Annotated in this window: 15 protein-coding genes; 12 read left to right on the forward strand and 3 right to left on the reverse strand. The window is 67.2% G+C overall.

Features of this window, described 5'->3' with window-relative positions; translation table 11 throughout:
* Positions 1-77: 77 nt before the first annotated feature.
* Complete coding sequence (locus OHA70_RS00955) at positions 78-1,091, reverse strand: ABC transporter permease (RefSeq protein WP_328327444.1); 1,014 nt, start codon at positions 1,089-1,091, stop codon at positions 78-80.
* A 106-nt stretch (positions 1,092-1,197) separates the two neighbouring features.
* Between OHA70_RS00955 and OHA70_RS00960 the strand changes: the two genes are divergently transcribed.
* The 12 genes from OHA70_RS00960 to OHA70_RS01015 all read left to right on the forward strand — a co-directional run bounded on the left by OHA70_RS00960 (position 1,198) and on the right by OHA70_RS01015 (position 14,064).
* Positions 1,198-1,812: a TetR/AcrR family transcriptional regulator gene (locus OHA70_RS00960; protein WP_328327446.1), complete on the forward strand. Its 615-nt coding sequence runs from the start codon at positions 1,198-1,200 to the stop codon at positions 1,810-1,812.
* Between the two features lie 42 nt (positions 1,813-1,854).
* Entirely contained in the window at positions 1,855-2,082 is a 228-nt protein-coding gene (locus tag OHA70_RS00965) for a hypothetical protein (RefSeq protein WP_328327448.1), read from the forward strand.
* Positions 2,083-2,254: 172 nt separating this feature from the next.
* Entirely contained in the window at positions 2,255-3,925 is a 1,671-nt protein-coding gene (locus OHA70_RS00970) for an MFS transporter (protein ID WP_328327450.1), read from the forward strand.
* 10 nt (positions 3,926-3,935) lie between these two features.
* On the forward strand, positions 3,936-5,111 hold the full coding sequence (locus OHA70_RS00975) for a radical SAM protein (protein WP_328327451.1): 1,176 nt from the start codon (positions 3,936-3,938) through the stop codon (positions 5,109-5,111).
* Between the two features lies 1 nt (position 5,112).
* Positions 5,113-5,367 (forward strand): acyl carrier protein, encoded by a 255-nt coding sequence (locus tag OHA70_RS00980; RefSeq protein ID WP_328327453.1) that lies wholly within the window; start codon positions 5,113-5,115, stop codon positions 5,365-5,367.
* Positions 5,364-6,614, forward strand: coding sequence for a hypothetical protein (locus tag OHA70_RS00985; protein WP_328327455.1), 1,251 nt, complete (start codon positions 5,364-5,366; stop codon positions 6,612-6,614). The genes OHA70_RS00980 and OHA70_RS00985 overlap by 4 nt, the downstream gene beginning before the upstream one ends.
* Entirely contained in the window at positions 6,604-7,554 is a 951-nt protein-coding gene (locus OHA70_RS00990; RefSeq protein ID WP_328327457.1) for a Gfo/Idh/MocA family protein, read from the forward strand. Before OHA70_RS00985 ends, OHA70_RS00990 begins: the two co-directional genes overlap by 11 nt.
* Positions 7,551-8,441 (forward strand): phosphotransferase family protein, encoded by an 891-nt coding sequence (locus OHA70_RS00995; RefSeq protein WP_328327459.1) that lies wholly within the window; start codon positions 7,551-7,553, stop codon positions 8,439-8,441. Before OHA70_RS00990 ends, OHA70_RS00995 begins: the two co-directional genes overlap by 4 nt.
* On the forward strand, positions 8,438-9,475 hold the full coding sequence (locus OHA70_RS01000) for a hypothetical protein (RefSeq protein WP_328327461.1): 1,038 nt from the start codon (positions 8,438-8,440) through the stop codon (positions 9,473-9,475). Before OHA70_RS00995 ends, OHA70_RS01000 begins: the two co-directional genes overlap by 4 nt.
* A complete protein-coding gene (locus tag OHA70_RS01005; RefSeq protein ID WP_328327463.1) occupies positions 9,472-10,653 on the forward strand; it encodes a hypothetical protein in 1,182 nt (393 codons plus the stop codon). Before OHA70_RS01000 ends, OHA70_RS01005 begins: the two co-directional genes overlap by 4 nt.
* Before the next feature lie 94 nt (positions 10,654-10,747).
* Positions 10,748-11,563, forward strand: a complete 816-nt coding sequence (locus OHA70_RS01010) for an ABC transporter ATP-binding protein (RefSeq protein WP_328327465.1) — start codon at positions 10,748-10,750, stop codon at positions 11,561-11,563.
* Positions 11,560-14,064 carry an ABC transporter permease gene (locus OHA70_RS01015; RefSeq protein ID WP_328327467.1) on the forward strand — a complete coding sequence of 835 codons (2,505 nt, stop codon included), beginning with the start codon at positions 11,560-11,562 and terminating at the stop codon, positions 14,062-14,064. Before OHA70_RS01010 ends, OHA70_RS01015 begins: the two co-directional genes overlap by 4 nt.
* A 249-nt stretch (positions 14,065-14,313) precedes the next feature.
* Here OHA70_RS01015 and OHA70_RS01020 read toward each other — a convergent pair whose 3' ends face one another.
* Together OHA70_RS01020 and OHA70_RS01025 are read right to left on the reverse strand one after the other, a co-directional pair.
* Positions 14,314-14,925 carry an NADPH-dependent FMN reductase gene (locus OHA70_RS01020; protein WP_328327469.1) on the reverse strand — a complete coding sequence of 204 codons (612 nt, stop codon included), beginning with the start codon at positions 14,923-14,925 and terminating at the stop codon, positions 14,314-14,316.
* 61 nt (positions 14,926-14,986) lie between these two features.
* Complete coding sequence (locus OHA70_RS01025) at positions 14,987-15,661, reverse strand: DedA family protein (RefSeq protein ID WP_328327471.1); 675 nt, start codon at positions 15,659-15,661, stop codon at positions 14,987-14,989.
* Positions 15,662-15,710: the final 49 nt, after the last annotated feature.

A 15,710-nucleotide genomic window follows, 5' to 3' on the forward strand; every position in this document is an offset into this window, starting at 1 on the left:
GAGACAACGTTGTCCTCGCCGTGACGCCGTTGCGCGGTGACCGGGTCGTAACGATCCGGTCACCGCGCCGTCATCTGTCAAACGGTAACCGGCGATGCCTCCCGCCGAGCCTGTACGACGCTCCGGCCACGACTCCGCAGCGCCGCGAATCCGCAGAGCACCAGCCCGGCGACCAGCCAGCAGCCGAGCACCACGAACGACCGCCCGGACCCGGCCCCGTCGAAGAAGCTCACGGAGCGCAACGCCGTACCGGCCGCTCCCGGCGGCAGGAACTGCCCGAGCGAACCCCAACCGGTCGGCAGCATCTCCGGCGCGCTCGCCAGCCCGGACAACGGGTTGCCGAGCAGCATCATCACAGCGCCACCGGCGGCCAGACCGACGAACCCGAACAAGCCCTCCAGGCCCAGGAGCGTCAGCGAGATGGCACCGATCGACAGGGCGATCACACTCGCGTTGGCGAGGTAGTTGCCCTCGAAAGAGCCCAGCCAGAACTGCAGCACCGCGGCGAGCGCCAGCGAACCGGTCACCGCGAAGGCCAGCGCGCCCGCGACCCGGCGACCGCCACCCCTGATCCGCTGGGTCAGCACAGACGCGGCGATGATGCCACCGAGCACCAACGGCAACGCACCGGCCGCCAGACCAGCCCCACGCGGGTCATCCTTGGGCAGCGGCACAACGTCCGTCACCTTCACCGGCACGCCGGGATTCTCGGCGCCCAGCCTGGTCGACAACTGCGTCAGAATCTGCGCCACCGCCGGGCCACCGGCGGATGCCGTCAGCACCTCGGGCGCCTGCGGGTCGAGCACGATCGCGCCGTACACATCGCGGTCCTTGATCGCCTGCTCGGCAGTCGCCCGATCGGCGACCGGGGTGATCTCGAACCCGCCCGGCATCGCCTGATCGAGGCCACCCCGCACCTGAGCGACAGCTTGGGCGGGACCCGCGACGGCGATCGGCAGGTCACGCGGTTCCGAGCGCGCGGCCGGCCAGGCGAACGCGATCAGCACGGCGGTCAGCATCGCGGTCAGCAGGGTGACGACCACCGCCACCGGAACGCGGCGGCCCTCCTCGACAGCTTGGTCCTCGGACATCTGGGTCAGCTCCTCATTAAAACCGAATGATCGTTCTTTATTAACTCCGAGCCTGACCGGGTCACGCTCAGTTGTCAAGAACGGACATTCGTTTTATGTTGGCGGTATGCCCAAGGTCACCGAGGAACATCGCGCCAATCGCCGCCGGGAGATCGTCCTGGCCGCGCGCACGTGCGTGATGGAGCAGGGCTTCCACAAGACGACGATGGCGGACGTGATCCGCGAGTCCGGACTCTCGGCCGGCGCGGTCTACGGCTACTTCAAGAGCAAGGAGGAGATCGTCGCGGCGATCGCGGACGACGCGCTCAGCACGATCGACCAGCTCTTCGAGGGCATCCTGGCGACCGAGGAGCCGCTCACTCCGGTCGCGGCCCTGCGGGCGGCGCTCGAGCACATCGTCCAGATCGCCGACCAGCCCGCCGGCGACGTGACCAGGGTGGCCATCCAGGCGTGGGCCGAGGCGCTGCACAACGAGACGATCATGGGGACCGCCTGCTCGAAGTACCGGATGCTGCGGGGGCACTTCGAGGCGGTCGCCCGGCGGGCGCAGGCCGATGGCACAGTCGACCCGGACGCCGATCCCAAGCTGATCGCCCAGGTCCTCTTCGGCATGATCCCCGGCTTCGTCCTCCAACGCCTGCTCCTCGGCGACGTCAGTCCCGAGGGCTACACCACCGGCCTGGCCGCGCTCCTCAACGCACCGGCGGCCGTACCGGACTAGCCCGGGAACGATCGGCGACTCCCCCACGTCCTTCGAGCGGAGGTGGGGACGATCGACGACATCTGGATTCTGCTGGTGAGTCTGGCCGCGGTGGCGGGGTTTCTCGGGCTGCTCGGCTGGGCCGCGGCACGCTCACGGCGGCGCGGAATCGGCGCCTCGATGATGGGCCCGTTCGAGGAGATGTGGCGGCCGACGGCGGCCGAGTCGCGGATCGAGGTCCAGCTCCAACAGGAGCGCAAGAAGCCGATCGGGTCCCCGGACGACCTTTGATCTTTCAAAAAATGAAGGCTTCTCCCACTTCGCGACTGTCTGCGACCGAGATGTGACGGAGGGCTTGAGACTCGCGACTTACCCGGTTAGGTTGTGCCGAGCCGCTTATTTCAGAGCTTGAACAAAGCGGTGGCAGGCAGGCACACAACGGCGCTGGGGAGTCGGAGGTGCAGTGCGTACAACCGTGGGGACAGCTCCGCCCAAAGCGGACTTCAACTGGTACTGGACCAGCCAGACTGCAAGCTTCGTCGGCGACCGCCTCACCGGCTTCGCCGTCCCCAGCATCGCCATCCTCACCCTCAACGCCACCAGCGCCCAGGTAGGCATCCTCTCCGCCATCGGCTGGCTCGCCTACCCCACCCTCGGCCTGGTAGCCGGCGCCGCCCTGGTCCACCTCCCCCGCCGCCGCGTCATGATCACCGGCGAACTGGCGCGCTTCACCCTCTTCGCCACAATCCCCCTGGCAGCCATCGCCGGCTGGACCACCATCCCCCAACTCCTCATAGTCGTAGCCCTAGCCGGCGTCGCCACAGTCTTCGTAGACATAGCCGGCCAGTCCTACCTGCCCGTAGTAGTCCCACCCGGCGCGCTGGTCTCTGCCAACGCCAACCTCCAATCCTCCGACAGCCTCTCCAAACTGATCGGCCCAGCCCTAGCCGGCCTCTTCCTCAAACTCACCGGCCCGTACACCAGCCTCCTCCTGAGCGCATTGCCGTTCCTCACCTCAGCCCTCAGCCGCACCCGAATCCAAACCCGCGAGCCCTCCACCCACTCAACCCACCACCAAATTCCCGCCCCCGCCCCCACCCCCGCCCCGCAATTTCAGGGGTTAACCCCCGAGATAGTGGGTTGCCACCCCGGAACCGCGGGTGGCAACCCACAAGGTGAGGGGTTAACCACCCAAATGGCGAAGGTGGGGCGGGGCGACACCCCGCCCCGCGAGCGAAGCGAAGCGGGAGACACCGGGCACGGCGCCACCTCGGCTATAGCTCGCGCCCCGGGCTCCGCCATCGAGCCGTGCGAAGCGGGGCAGCCCGGGCTCGGCGCCACCTCGGCAATAGCTCGCGCCCCGGGCTCCGCCCTCGAGCCGTGCGAAGCGGGGCAGCCCGGGCTCGGCGCCACCTCGCCTGAAACTGGCGGCACGCCGCCTGCTCTCCCCCTGCCCGGCACCCAACTCCCTGCGCTCGCCGACGCCACCTCCTCTCCCGCCGCAGCATCGCCGCAGGCGATGCTGCGGCGGATCAGGGTCGGGTTGCGGTTTGTGATGGATCACGCGGTCTTGAGGCCGTTGGTGATCGGTGCGGCCATCCGTAGCTTCGGCACCGGGATGGTTGATGCGGTGCTGCTGTTGTTTGCCTACCGAGTGCTTGGGTTGTCCAGCCTGCAAGGGGGACTGCTGATTGCGGCCGGCTCCATCGGCGGGTTGCTGGGTGCTTTCGCCGCCAATCGCCTCGTCGACCGCATCGGGACTCAGCGGACGTTGTGGCTGACTGGGCTGGAAGGTGTGTTCTGGTTGGCGATTCCGCTGTGCTTGTTGTTCGCGCCGGCGATCGTGCTCGTGGTGATCCGGGTCTGCGCGTCCATCTGGTCGCCGGTATGGAACGTCATCACCACCAGCGTTCGCCAAGACCTCACCCCGGTCGCGCTGCAGAGCACCGTGCACGCGACCGCTCGCACCGTCACCTCCTCCACCGTCCCGCTCGGTGCGCTCACCGGCGGGTTCGCCGGCGGCGTACTGGGTGATCAGCTCGGGACGTCCGCCGGTCTCGTCCTCGTCCTCGCGACGGGAGGTGTGATCGCCGGAGCCAGCGTGCTGTCGATCGGAAGAACGAGCCAAGTCTGAGGGAGATCGTATGCGCCCCACTACGACGCGAACCCTGAACACCAAGGAATTCGCGGACATCAAGCACACCGTGTCGATCCGTTCCAAGGCACGCAAGAACCTGCTGCTCGACCCCAGCTACGCCGCACCGTTGCCGCAGGAGGTCAGCCTGCAACTGACCTACCGCTGCAACCTGCGCTGCACGCACTGCTACCAGTGGAACGAGCAAGGCTTCTTCCGCGACTTCAGCGCCCAGAAGCAGAAGACCGAGCTGGACCTCGAGGTGATCGAGGACGTACTGCGCACCACAGCGCCCGTACGCTCCAAGCTCTTCCTCTGGGGCGGCGAGCCGTTGATGCACACCAAGTTCGACCAGGTCGCGGACCTCCTCGTGAAGTACCCGCGGACCGTCAACATGTGCACCAACGGCCTGCTGTTCAAGCGCAAGCTCGACGACCTGCTCAAGATCGGCGAGAACCTCAATCTGCTGGTCAGCCTGGACGGCCTCGGCGAGGACCACGAGGCGCTCCGCGGCCGCGGCACCTTCAAGCGCACGATGGAGAACATCCAGCTGATGCTGGACCTCAAGCGCAAGGGCGAGTGGGACGGCGAGCTGTCACTGTCCTGCATGGTCAGCCATGTCACCGTGCACAAGATGTACGAGTTCATGGAGTGGGCCGAGGAGCTCGGCGTGAACACGGTCTACTTCCAGTTCCCCTGGTACATCAGTCCCGAGGTCGCCAACTCGATGGACGCCCTGTACGAGAAGACCTTCTCCTGGCTCAACCCCAGCACAGACACCAAGAAGCCGACCTGGCACTCGTACACCTACCAGTTGCCCGAGGAAGAGTTGCCGGCCCTGAAGGACTCGATGGCCCGCCTCGCCTCCCGCGCCTGGAACGTACGCCTGCGCTACCAGCCGCAGCTCGAGGACGACGAAGTCACCGACTTCATCCTCGGTACTTCGCGCCCGGCCCAGCACCGCAGCAAGTGCCTCGCGGTGTCGAACCGGATGGAGGTGCACGCCGACGGCGCGGTCAGCTCCTGCAAGTTCTTCCCGGAGTTCGTGGTGGGCAACCTGTACGACCAGTCCGTCGACGAGTTGTGGCAGAGCCAGTCCTTCAAGGAAGTACGCCGGATCATGTCCGAGAACGGAATGATGCCGGTCTGCTCGAAGTGCATTCTCCTTTATCTGAACGGAGTCTGAGGTGGAGATCGAAGAACGCGTCAAGAACGTGCTGGCGACGGTCCTGGACAACGGCATCACCGCCGGCGAGATCGGTCCCGAGGCCGACCTGGTCGAGCAGTACGGTCTCGACTCCCTGCAGACCATCACCTTCCTGCTGGCGATCGAGGACGAGTTCGACCTCGAACTCGACTACCCGAACCTCCAGCTGGACGACCTCCGCTCGGTCCGTCAGTTCAGTACTTTCGTCGCCAACCTGGCGGCCCCGGTTCGATGACTGATCCACTCGTGGTGCGGCTAGGCACGTTCGACGCCGAGTCAAGATGGCGCCCGACCGACCTGGCCGCGCTCCCGGCGATCGGCGGCGGCAACGACCCCGCCGTCGACGCCATGGACGAGCTGCTCGCCGGTTTCTGCGACCCCGGCGACCTGCTGATCACCAGACGTCCGATGTCGACGGTGGTACAGGAAAGCCTTGCAGGTATGGGATTGCAGTTCGATCATCTGGCCCTCGGCGATCCCGGGCCGGGCCCGATCGAGCAGCACGTCCTGGCCGACCAGGCGATCATGAGCCAGATCCACGGCTCCACCATCGCCCCGTACGCCGTCCTGCCGGAGACCTGGACGCTGGCAGAACAGTTGCTGCCAGCACCGGAAGTAGTTGCCCAGGTCAACTCCAAGACATGGTCCGACGACCTGGTCCGGCGGCTCGGACTACCAGGCGCCGGCCAGGTCGTCCGCAGCACCGACGAACTCGTCGACGCCGTCATAGCCCTCGATTTCAAAGCCTTGATCAAGGACCCGTACGGCGTCTCCGGCCGGGCGTTGCTTGAGGCAAGCTCCCCCGGTGTGCTCAAGGCGATCGAGCGAGTCCTCCGTAAACAGGTCGACAACGGTCTGCGGGTCGAGCTCGTCGTCCAGGAGAAGTTCCGCAAGCAACACGATTTCTCCGGCCACTTCCACCTCGACCGCGACGGCAGCTGGGAGTTCCTCGGCGTCCAGCAGATGACGAACCGCGGCTTCCGTCACTTCGGCTCCAGTCCGGCCAGTCCGTCACTGATCGACCAGGGCTGGTACGCCGAAGCCGTGGCCGAGGTGATGCCCGCGCTCACCGAGGCGGGCTACTGGGGTCCGGTCGGGATCGACTCGATGCTGCTCGACGACGGCACCGTGATCCCCGTCCTGGAGATCAACGCCAGGCAGTCGCTCGGCATGCTCGCCATCCGCCTCGACCGCCAGGCCAGGGAGCACGGCCTCACCGGCCACCTCTGGCAACTCGAACTCAACCTCGCCCCCGGCGAGTCCGTCGAGAACCTGATCGGGGCCTTCGGCAACATCCGGTACGCCGGAACCGCACAACCCGGCGTCACGGTGCTCAACGGGAGCACCCTGGCGTCCCCCGGCGGGCGGGTCCACGTCGCCATCTTCTGTGCCGCCGGTGAGATCCACCGATGGCGGCAACGCCTGCTGACCGACGTGATCTCGGCCGGCCTGACACCACGAGGGATGACCGATGCCGCTTGAGATCGGCTTGATCGGAGCCACCGGGATCGCCGAACGCACTCTGCTGCGGCAGGGCGCCGGCGTCAGAGCAGTCGCCGCGAGCGATCCCGTCCGCGCCAAGGAATACGCCAGCCGGCACGAGATCCCGGTCGTGCACGAGAACTACTCGGCGCTGCTCGCCGATCCGTCGATCGATGCCGTCTACATCTCCCTGCACAACTCCGCCCACCACCGCTGGGCGGTCCGGGCCGCCGTGGCCGGCAAGCACGTGATCGTCGAGAAGCCGCTCTGCCTCACCGCCGAGGAGCTGGCCGAGCTGTCCTTCGCCGCCACGGACGTGAAGATCTTCGAGGCCGTCGCGACCATGGACCACCCGTGGCAGCAGACGGTCCACGACTTCATTCACGCCGAGACCTATGGTCCGTTGATCAAGGCGCACACCAGCGTCAGGTTCGCAGTACCGGCTGCTGGCGGGTATCGCGATCGGCCGGAGCTCGGCGGCGGCATCTTCTTCGACGCCGCGAGCTACTGGCTACAGGCCGTCCAGGCAACGATCGGACTGGACCCGACGAGCGTCGAGGGCAGGTCGAGTTTCGACGGCCCCAACGGCGTCGACCGCTCCTTCGAGGCTTCGTTGCGCTGGGCAACGGGTGTCGAGGCGACCCTGACCGCGGACCTCGGCGAGCAGCACATCTCCGACCACGTCTTCACCTTCGAACGCGCGACGGTCAAGCTGCGGAACTTCCTCCGCCCGGTCGCCGGCGCCGTACCGCTCAACCTGATCGTCACCCCCACCGACGGCGACCGCCAGGTGATCGGCTTCCCAGCAGTCTCGTACTACGAACGCCAGCTCACCCGTATCCTCGACAGCACCTCCGACGACCTGGACGCGGCCACCCCGCGGATCACGTTGATGGAGCAGCTCTACTCCGACGCCCTGCGCCGCAAGGACAACAGATGAGCAACAAGCGCCAACTCGACCGCGCGGCCATCACGCAGGTCCTGGAAGAAGCCGGCGTCGACCCCAGCGGCGAGGTCACCGAGCTGACCGAGGGGACGTACAACACCGTCTACCTGATCGGCTCCGACCTGATCCTGAAGGTCTCCCCCGACCCGGCCGCGCCGGTACTGAGCCACGAACACGACCTGATCCACACCGAGGCCCTGTTCTACCATGCAGCTCGCGGCAAGGCGCCGGTGCCCGAGGTCGTGCACATCGGCGAGGACTACCTGTTGATGACGGCACTCCCCGGTACGACGATGCAAGGCGTGCCGGCCAACGAGCGAGCCGCGCTTCAGCGGGAGCTGGGCCGCATCGTGTCGACGCTTCACGAGGTGACCGGTACGGCGTTCGGCTATCCCCAGAACGGTTTGGTGGCGACCTGGAGCGCGGCGTTCTTGTCGATGGTCGACGATGTCCTCGCCGATGCGAGCCGCTTCGCGGTGGAGCTGCCGCGGCCTGCCGAGCAGCTCCGGCAACTCGTCCTCAGCCGCCTCGAGTTGCTGGACGAGGTACGGACTCCGCGGTTGATCCACTTCGATCTGTGGGACGGCAACATCCTCGTCGAGGACGGGCGGATCACCGGGGTGATCGACGGGGAGCGCGCGTTCTGGGGTGATCCGGTCGCCGAGTTCGCCTCGCTGACCTTGTTCCGCTCCGCGCCGGATCCCGACCTGCTGGCCGGGTACGGCGAACTGGAGCTGGGCGAGACTCTCGTTCTTTACCGGGTCTACCTCTACCTGATCATGCTGATCGAGGGGACGCCTCGCGGCTACGCGGGACCGGACCGCGAAGCGATGGTGAAGTTGATCCTGCTGCACTTGAACAAGGACCTGGATCAGCTGTGATCGAGATCCTCACCTCCGGCGTCGCCCTCGGCGTCCACGTCCCCGGTCTGCTGCTCGCCGACCGCCTGAAGGAGCAGGGCCGTCCGGCGAACGTCTCCGTGCTCGAGCGCCTCATGCCACCCGAGACGCTCGCCACCACCGCCCGCTCGAAGCAGGCCTTCCACCGCGACTTCCGGATCGCACTGGCCGGCCAAAAGCTCGCCCGCGACGCCTCTGTCTCCACCGAAGAGGCCGCTGTCGCCGCACTGCTCGACGGCTGGCATGCGCGGGGTGTGACCCGCTTCGTGGTCTTCTCCGGCTTCTGGTTGCCACTGGTCGAGCGGTACGTCGCGCAGTACGGCGAAGTGCCAGTGGACGTGTGCCACGTGGATTCGGTCCAGTCGCCGTCGTTCGACAAGGCCGGGCCGACCACGCTGCCTGTGCAGCACATCTGGCTGGCCGACGCCGACAATCTGACCATCCCCTGCAGCATCCCGGTCAGCCGGGACAAGCCGGTGCCGTGGCGAGATAGGGACCAGCGGCTGCTCGTGCACGGCGGCGGCTGGGGCATGGGCACCTACCGCGAGCGGGCCGACGATCTACTCCAGGCAGGCTTCCAGCTGGACGTAGTCGCGTACGAGGACCGGGATCTCTCCACCACGGGCGTGCGCTACTTCATGATCGACCCGGAGTGGCACCCGTGGCTCGACGACGGCTATCCACCCTTCGGTGAGGTACTAGCCGGGCAACCGAGCACCTTCCACCAGCGAACCGGACATCACGGCTCCTTCGACCTGTGCCGCCAGGCGCTGGCGACAGTGAGCAAACCAGGTGGTGGCACGCTGCTCGACTCACTGTGGTCTGCGACGCCAACTGTCTTGCTGGAGCCGTTCGGCGCGCATGAGCAGCGCAATGCCGACCTGTGGATCGAGCTGGGCTTCGGCATCTCGTTCGAGCAGTGGCAGCAGAAGGGGTTCGCGGTGGAAGTACTGGAGGACCTGCACGAAGCACTGGTCGCAGCAGACGTCCCCGACTACTCCCAGGCGCTCCTGTGACTCACCCAACCTCGCTGTGGCAGACGTTCGCGCTGGAGATGGATGAGCGGCGTCCCGGCTTCGCCAAGGGTCCCTGGTTCACGATGAACGCAGTGCTGACGCTGGACGGCGAGCTAGACACCGGCCGCCTTGCTGATGCTTTCCACCAGTTGCAGCAACGCCATGAGGTACTGCGCACAGAGGTCTGCAGCGACCGGCTCCAACTCATCCACCCCGAGCCCCGCTCAGTGCTGGAGGTTGCAGACGAGGTCGGCTCGCATGCGCCGGTAGACATCGCCCGGCCAATCAGACTGCGCGTAGCCGGCAACCAACTCGCGCTGCACCTCCACCACATGGTCTCCGACCCAGTAACCCTGTGGGAAACACTGACCGAGCTAGCCGCCGTCTACACCCACCAAGAGCTACCGCCGCCAGCCGCGCAGTACGCCGACTACACAACAGCAGAAGCCGACCAGGTACGCCGTACCAGCACCGAAGCCGCCGCCTGGTGGCACTCACGAGTCCGAGACGCCAAGGTCTCACCCCAGCCGCAGCCGCAGCCGCCAGCCCCGCCCGCCTCCGCCCCGCCCGCCAGCGCCCTGGCCTTCCGCGACGACCTGCTGAGCACCCAAGAGGTTGCCGCCGTCGAAGCACTGACCAAGCAGCATCGAAGCACCCCGCTAGTCACCTACCTAGCCGCACTCGCCCACGGCATGGACCCCCACGTCGGCCCCGGCGACACCCTGGCCTTCACCACCCTCTTCGGCAAGCGAGACCGCCCCGCCTGGCAGCACCTACTCGGTCCCTGCATCGTCCCCTCATACCTAGCCATCCCCCGAGTCAGCGCCGACATTGCCGCAGTACGAGACGCCGTAGTTGGATGCAGCCGCTACGCCCGCTACCCAGCCTCAGCGATCTACGCAACGATCCCGGACGCACAGCGCACGCCCTTCTTCGAGTACGTCCCCCAGCAATGGCCCGCAGGCTTCACCTTCGGCACAGTCAGAGCAGAGGTGACCACAGCCGCCGGCCCCAAGGACACCGGCCTGGCTGACGCCCTGGCGATCCGTGTCCGCACTAGAACGGACGGCATCCTCACCGGCCACTTCAGCGCCGACGGCACCGACTGGACCGAGCCGCTCGTCCACCAACTGCAGGCAGGCTTCCGCGACTACCTCCTCCGCAAAGAGGGGACCTAGCACTACCCCCGGAGGCTGCCCAACTCCCTGGGGACGGCGTCCGCGTCTCCGTAGCGTCGATCTCGTCAGTCGGGACAGCTACAAGGGGTCAGCCATGAGGCGCAAGAAGGATCAAATCACCAGATCGAACCACTCGGTGGTACTGCAGGACGTCCGCCGGGTCTACGGCAAGGGCGGCAACGCCGTCACCGCGCTGGACGGTGTCACCATCAGCTTCGAGCGCGGCACCTTCACCGCCGTCATGGGCCCATCGGGCTCCGGCAAGAGTACCTTTCTGCACTGCGCGGCAGGACTCGACCGGCCGACCTCCGGCACGGTCGCGATCGACGACGTACCGCTGGCCGGCCTGAACGAGCGACAGCTCACCGAGCTGCGCCGCGAGCGGATCGGCTTCGTCTTCCAGTCCTTCAACCTGCTGCCGGCCCTGACGGTCTGGCAGAACGTCACGCTGCCGCAGGAACTCGACGGCCGCCGCACCAACAAGGCCGCCGTCCGCGAAGTACTGGACCGCGTAGGCCTCAGCGGCAAGCACAGGAGCCGCCCGGGTGAACTGTCCGGTGGACAGCAGCAACGCGTCGCCATCGCCCGCGCCCTGGTCGCCCGCCCCGCAGTGATCTTCGCCGACGAGCCGACCGGCGCACTGGACACCCAGACCGCCGCCGACGTCCTCGACCTGCTCCGCGAGCCGGTCCGCACCCAGGGCCAGACCGTCGTCATGGTCACCCACGACCCGGTCGCCGCCTCGTACGCCGACCAGGTGGTCTTCCTCGCCGACGGCGTACTGGCCGGCGGGCTGCTCTCGCCGACCGCCGAGCAGGTAGCCGACCGCCTCACCCACCTCGGCGCCCGCGCAGCCCGCGCCGCCCAAGCGGCCCGCACCTCCCACGAAGCAGCCGGGGTCGGACGATGATGCGCTTAGCCGTCCGCACCCTGCGCTACCGCAAGGGCGGCTTCATCGCGACCTTCGTCGCCGTCATCTTCGGTACGGCCATCGTGCTCGCCTGCGGTGGCCTGATGGAGACCGGCATCCGCTCCAACGTCGCCCCTGAGCGACTGGCCGCAGCGCCGATCGTTGTCACCGGCAAACTCACCCACCTGCGACCGGGCGAGGAAGACACCACTCACCTCACCGAACAGGTTGGCATCGACGACTCGGTCGCCGCCAAGATCCGTTCCCTGCAAGGCGTCACCGACGTCATCGGCGACCACACCTTCCCCGCCCCGGTCCCCCAAGGCCAAGGCTTCACCAAAGGCGAGGGCCACAACTGGTCAGCCGCCGCGCTGGCCCCCTTCCACCTCACCTCCGGTACTGCGCCTCGCACCGGCGGCGTCGTCCTAGACGCAACGACCGCGCGGGATCTGCACGCGAAGCTCGGCGGCAAGGTGAACCTGCTGGTCGGTGGCCAGCAAACCGCCTTCACCGTCGACGGCATCGCCTCCGGGCCGGCCGGCAACACCTTCTTCTCCGACGACGACGCGAGCCGTCTCGCCGGTCAGCCCGGTCAGTTCTCCTCCCTCGGCGTACTCGTTGCCCCTGGCACCGATCTCAAGGCCCTGCGCAAGCAGATCGAGAAGACCGCCGACGTCTCCGCGCTGTCCGGTCTCGACCGGGGTGAGGTCGAGCACCCGGACGCCGCGGCCAAAAAGGTCACGCTGATCTCGGTGGCCGGCTCGTTCGGCGGCATCGCCACGATGACGATGATGTTCGTCGTCGCCTCGACGCTGGCGCTGGCCGCCCAGCACCGGCAGCGCGAGTTCGCGTTGCTGCGCAGCATCGGGACGACTCCCGGTCAGGTCCGGCGGATGATCCTGGGCGAGGCGATGCTGGTGTCGCTGCCCGCAGTACTGGCCGGGGTGATTCCGGGTGCGTTACTCGGGCGCTTCCTCTTCGATCAGCTCTCGAAGAACGGGGTGGCGTCGCCTGATGTGACCTTCTACCAAGGGCTGATCCCCTTCGCTGCCGGCGCGGGAGCCGCAGTACTGGCTGCGGTTGGTGCGGCGTTGATGGCCTCTCGGCGGTCGGCCAAGATCCGGCCGGTCGAGGCGCTAGTCGAGTCGTCGCTGCAGACCAAGTGGTTCAGCTGGGTACGGCTGGTGATCGGCATGCTGTTCGTCGGCGGCGGTCTCGCGCTGATGATCGTGACGGCTTCCGTGATGAGCGGTCCGCTGGCCGGCGCGACTGCTGGGCCTGCCGTGCTGTGCTGGGCGATCGGCCTGGCAGTACTCGGCCCGCTGGTCACCAAGCTGATCCTCGCCATCCTCCGCTGGCCGCTCTACCTGGTGAGTCGGGTCAACGGCCGGCTCGCAATCCTCAACGTCACGGCGCGATCGGTCGCCATGTCAGCTGCGGTCATGCCGGTCATGCTCGCGGTTGGGATCGCCACCGCCAACATCTACATGCAGACCACCAACGTGGACGCGGCCGCGAAGGCCTTCACCAAGGACCTGCGCGCCGATGCGGTACTGGTCTCGACCGCGTCGGGCCTGTCGCCGTCTCTGCTCCCCAAAGTCCAAGCGCTGAAGGGTGTGGCGAGTGCTTCCGCGTACGTCACCAGCACCGGAGTCATCGACGAGCCGCGCCATGCTCCCTTCGACGAGGACGGCGCGCTCTTGCAAGGCGTCTCACCTCAGGGCTCGGACGGTACTGCGCCGGTACGCCTGACCACCGGCTCACTCGAGGGCCTCACCGGCAACACGGTCGCCCTCCCCGACCTGGTAGCCAACAAGATCCAGCGCCCGGTCGGCACGTCGATCAAGATGACGCTGGGCGACGGCACCCCCGTGGAACTCAAGGTGGTCGCGACCTTCGCCGCCGAACGAGGCTACGAAAGCATCGTCCTCCCGGCTGACCTCGTCGCCGCCCACACCACCAACCGCCTGGCCCCGCAGATCCTCATCCGCTCCGAGCCCGGCGCCTCAATCGGCCCGGCTCTGGCCAACCTCGCGGCCGCGACTCCCGGCGTACAGGTAGCTGATCGCGACGCCCTGATCGCCGGCAACAGCGAAGACCTGCAAACCCAAGCCTGGATCAACTATCTCCTGGTAGGCATGCTCATCGCCTACACCGCAGTCTCAGTAGTCAACACCCTGGCGTCCGCCACGGTCCGCCGCCGCCGCGAATTCGGCCTCCAACGCCTAACCGGTTCCACCCGCAACCAAGTCCTCAGAATGCTGGCCACAGAAGGCGTCCTGGTAGCCCTCTCCGGCATAGTCCTAGGCACCCTGGTAGCCCTAGCCACCCTCCTCCCCTACGCCTCAGCCGTCTCCACCTCGGCGACTCCCACAGGCCCCATCTGGATCTACCTCGTCATCATCGGAATCGCCTTCGCCCTGACAATGCTCTCCACCCTGATCCCAGCCACGAAAACCCTCACCACCCGACCTGCCGAGGCCGCCGCACGCGCCGACTGACCCCACGCGTCCCCCTCGGCCAGGAACTGGGGTCCCCAGACACACCGTCTGGGGCCCCAGTCGCCCCTCCCACCCAAGCCGCCACCATTTGAGTGGTTAACCCCTCAAGTTGTGGGTTGCCCCACCAGAACCCGGTGGGGTAACCCACAACCTCGGGGGTTAACCCCCGAAATGTTCACCGCCGCCGCGGCCTCGCGCCGCTCTCCCGCACCGCACCGCACCGCGCAGCGCGGTGCGGTGCGGGTGGGGTTATTTGGCGGGAGTCGGCTCGGCCACTGGCTGGAGAGCGATCGTGGTTGCTTGGACCAGACCAGCGTGACGGAGCCAGGCCGAAACCGGCAGCTGGAGGTCCTCGAAGTCCTTCTCCTCCAACGCGACCGGCGGCGTCGGCACACTGGCGCCGAGTTCGGCGAGGACCGGGCGGAGGTGCAGATCAGCCAGCAGCTTGTGGCTGGGTGCCGCCGACACAGTGACCGGCACGACGACCGACCCAGCCAGCGCCAGATGCGGCAGTACGTCGAGGAAGCTCTTCAACAACCCCGTATAGCTGCCCTTGTACACAGGAGTAGCCAGCACGATCACCGAAGCCGACGAGACCAGCTCGATCGCACTGTCCAGCGCCTCCCGATCCGCCTCCGCAGCGTTCTCCCCCTGGAAGATGGCCGGCGCGAACGTGACGAGGTCAACGAGCTCGTCGATCCGGTACGGCGTACCGAGCTCAGAAGCAAGCAACTCAGCCACAGACGCGGCAGCCGCCGCCGTCCGCGACCCCGCCTTCGGATTCCCCACCACGGTGACAACGGATTGCGGCCAGACCGGCGGGTCGGGCACGATCCGCGGCTCGAAGACGGTTGAGGGCATCGGGACCCAACTCCTGGAAGGTTCGGCAGTGAGATCTCGAGCCTAACCAAAGTCGAGCGAGCTACTTGACTTTCTCAACTGGTGAACGTTTGGCCCGCACCTTGACAACCACGAACCAAGTCACCGCCGCAGCAGCCCCAGCCAGTACGACGTATTGCAGCACCCCCACCGACGACTCCACGACATGCCATTTCTCGCCCAGCGCATACCCCGCGAGGATCAACGCCGAGTTCCACACCGCACTCCCGAGCGCCGTCAACGCGAGGAACAACGACACCCGCATCCGCTCCACCCCGGCCGGCACGGAGATCAGACTGCGTACCACCGGCACCAACCGCCCGATCAGCACCGCCTTGGCGCCATGCCGGTTGAACCACTCCTCCGCCTTGTCGACGTCCTCCACCTTGACCAGCGGAAGCCGCGCCGCCAGCCCGCGCGTCCGCTCCCGACCCAGCCCGGCGCCCACGCCGTACAGAGCGAGCGCCCCCACCACCGACCCAAGCGTGGTGAACAAGATCGCACTGACCAACCCGAGATCACCGCGATTGGCCGCAAACCCCGCCAACGGCAGGATCACCTCGCTCGGCAGTGGCGGGAACAGATTCTCCAGCGCCACCGCGAGCCCCGCGCCGGGAGCCCCCAGCTTCTCCATCAAATCCGTGGCCCACCCGGCCACACCACCGGTCGGCTCCTGCGCAAGCGCGCTCATCATCAACACCTGGTTCGTCGGGGTCATGGGGTCATTTCCTCGGCCCTTCCACCGTACAGAGCCAGAAAAACCCCAC

Origin of the sequence: Kribbella sp. NBC_00382 (genome assembly GCF_036067295.1) — a bacterium.
Taxonomy (GTDB): Bacteria; Actinomycetota; Actinomycetes; order Propionibacteriales; family Kribbellaceae; genus Kribbella.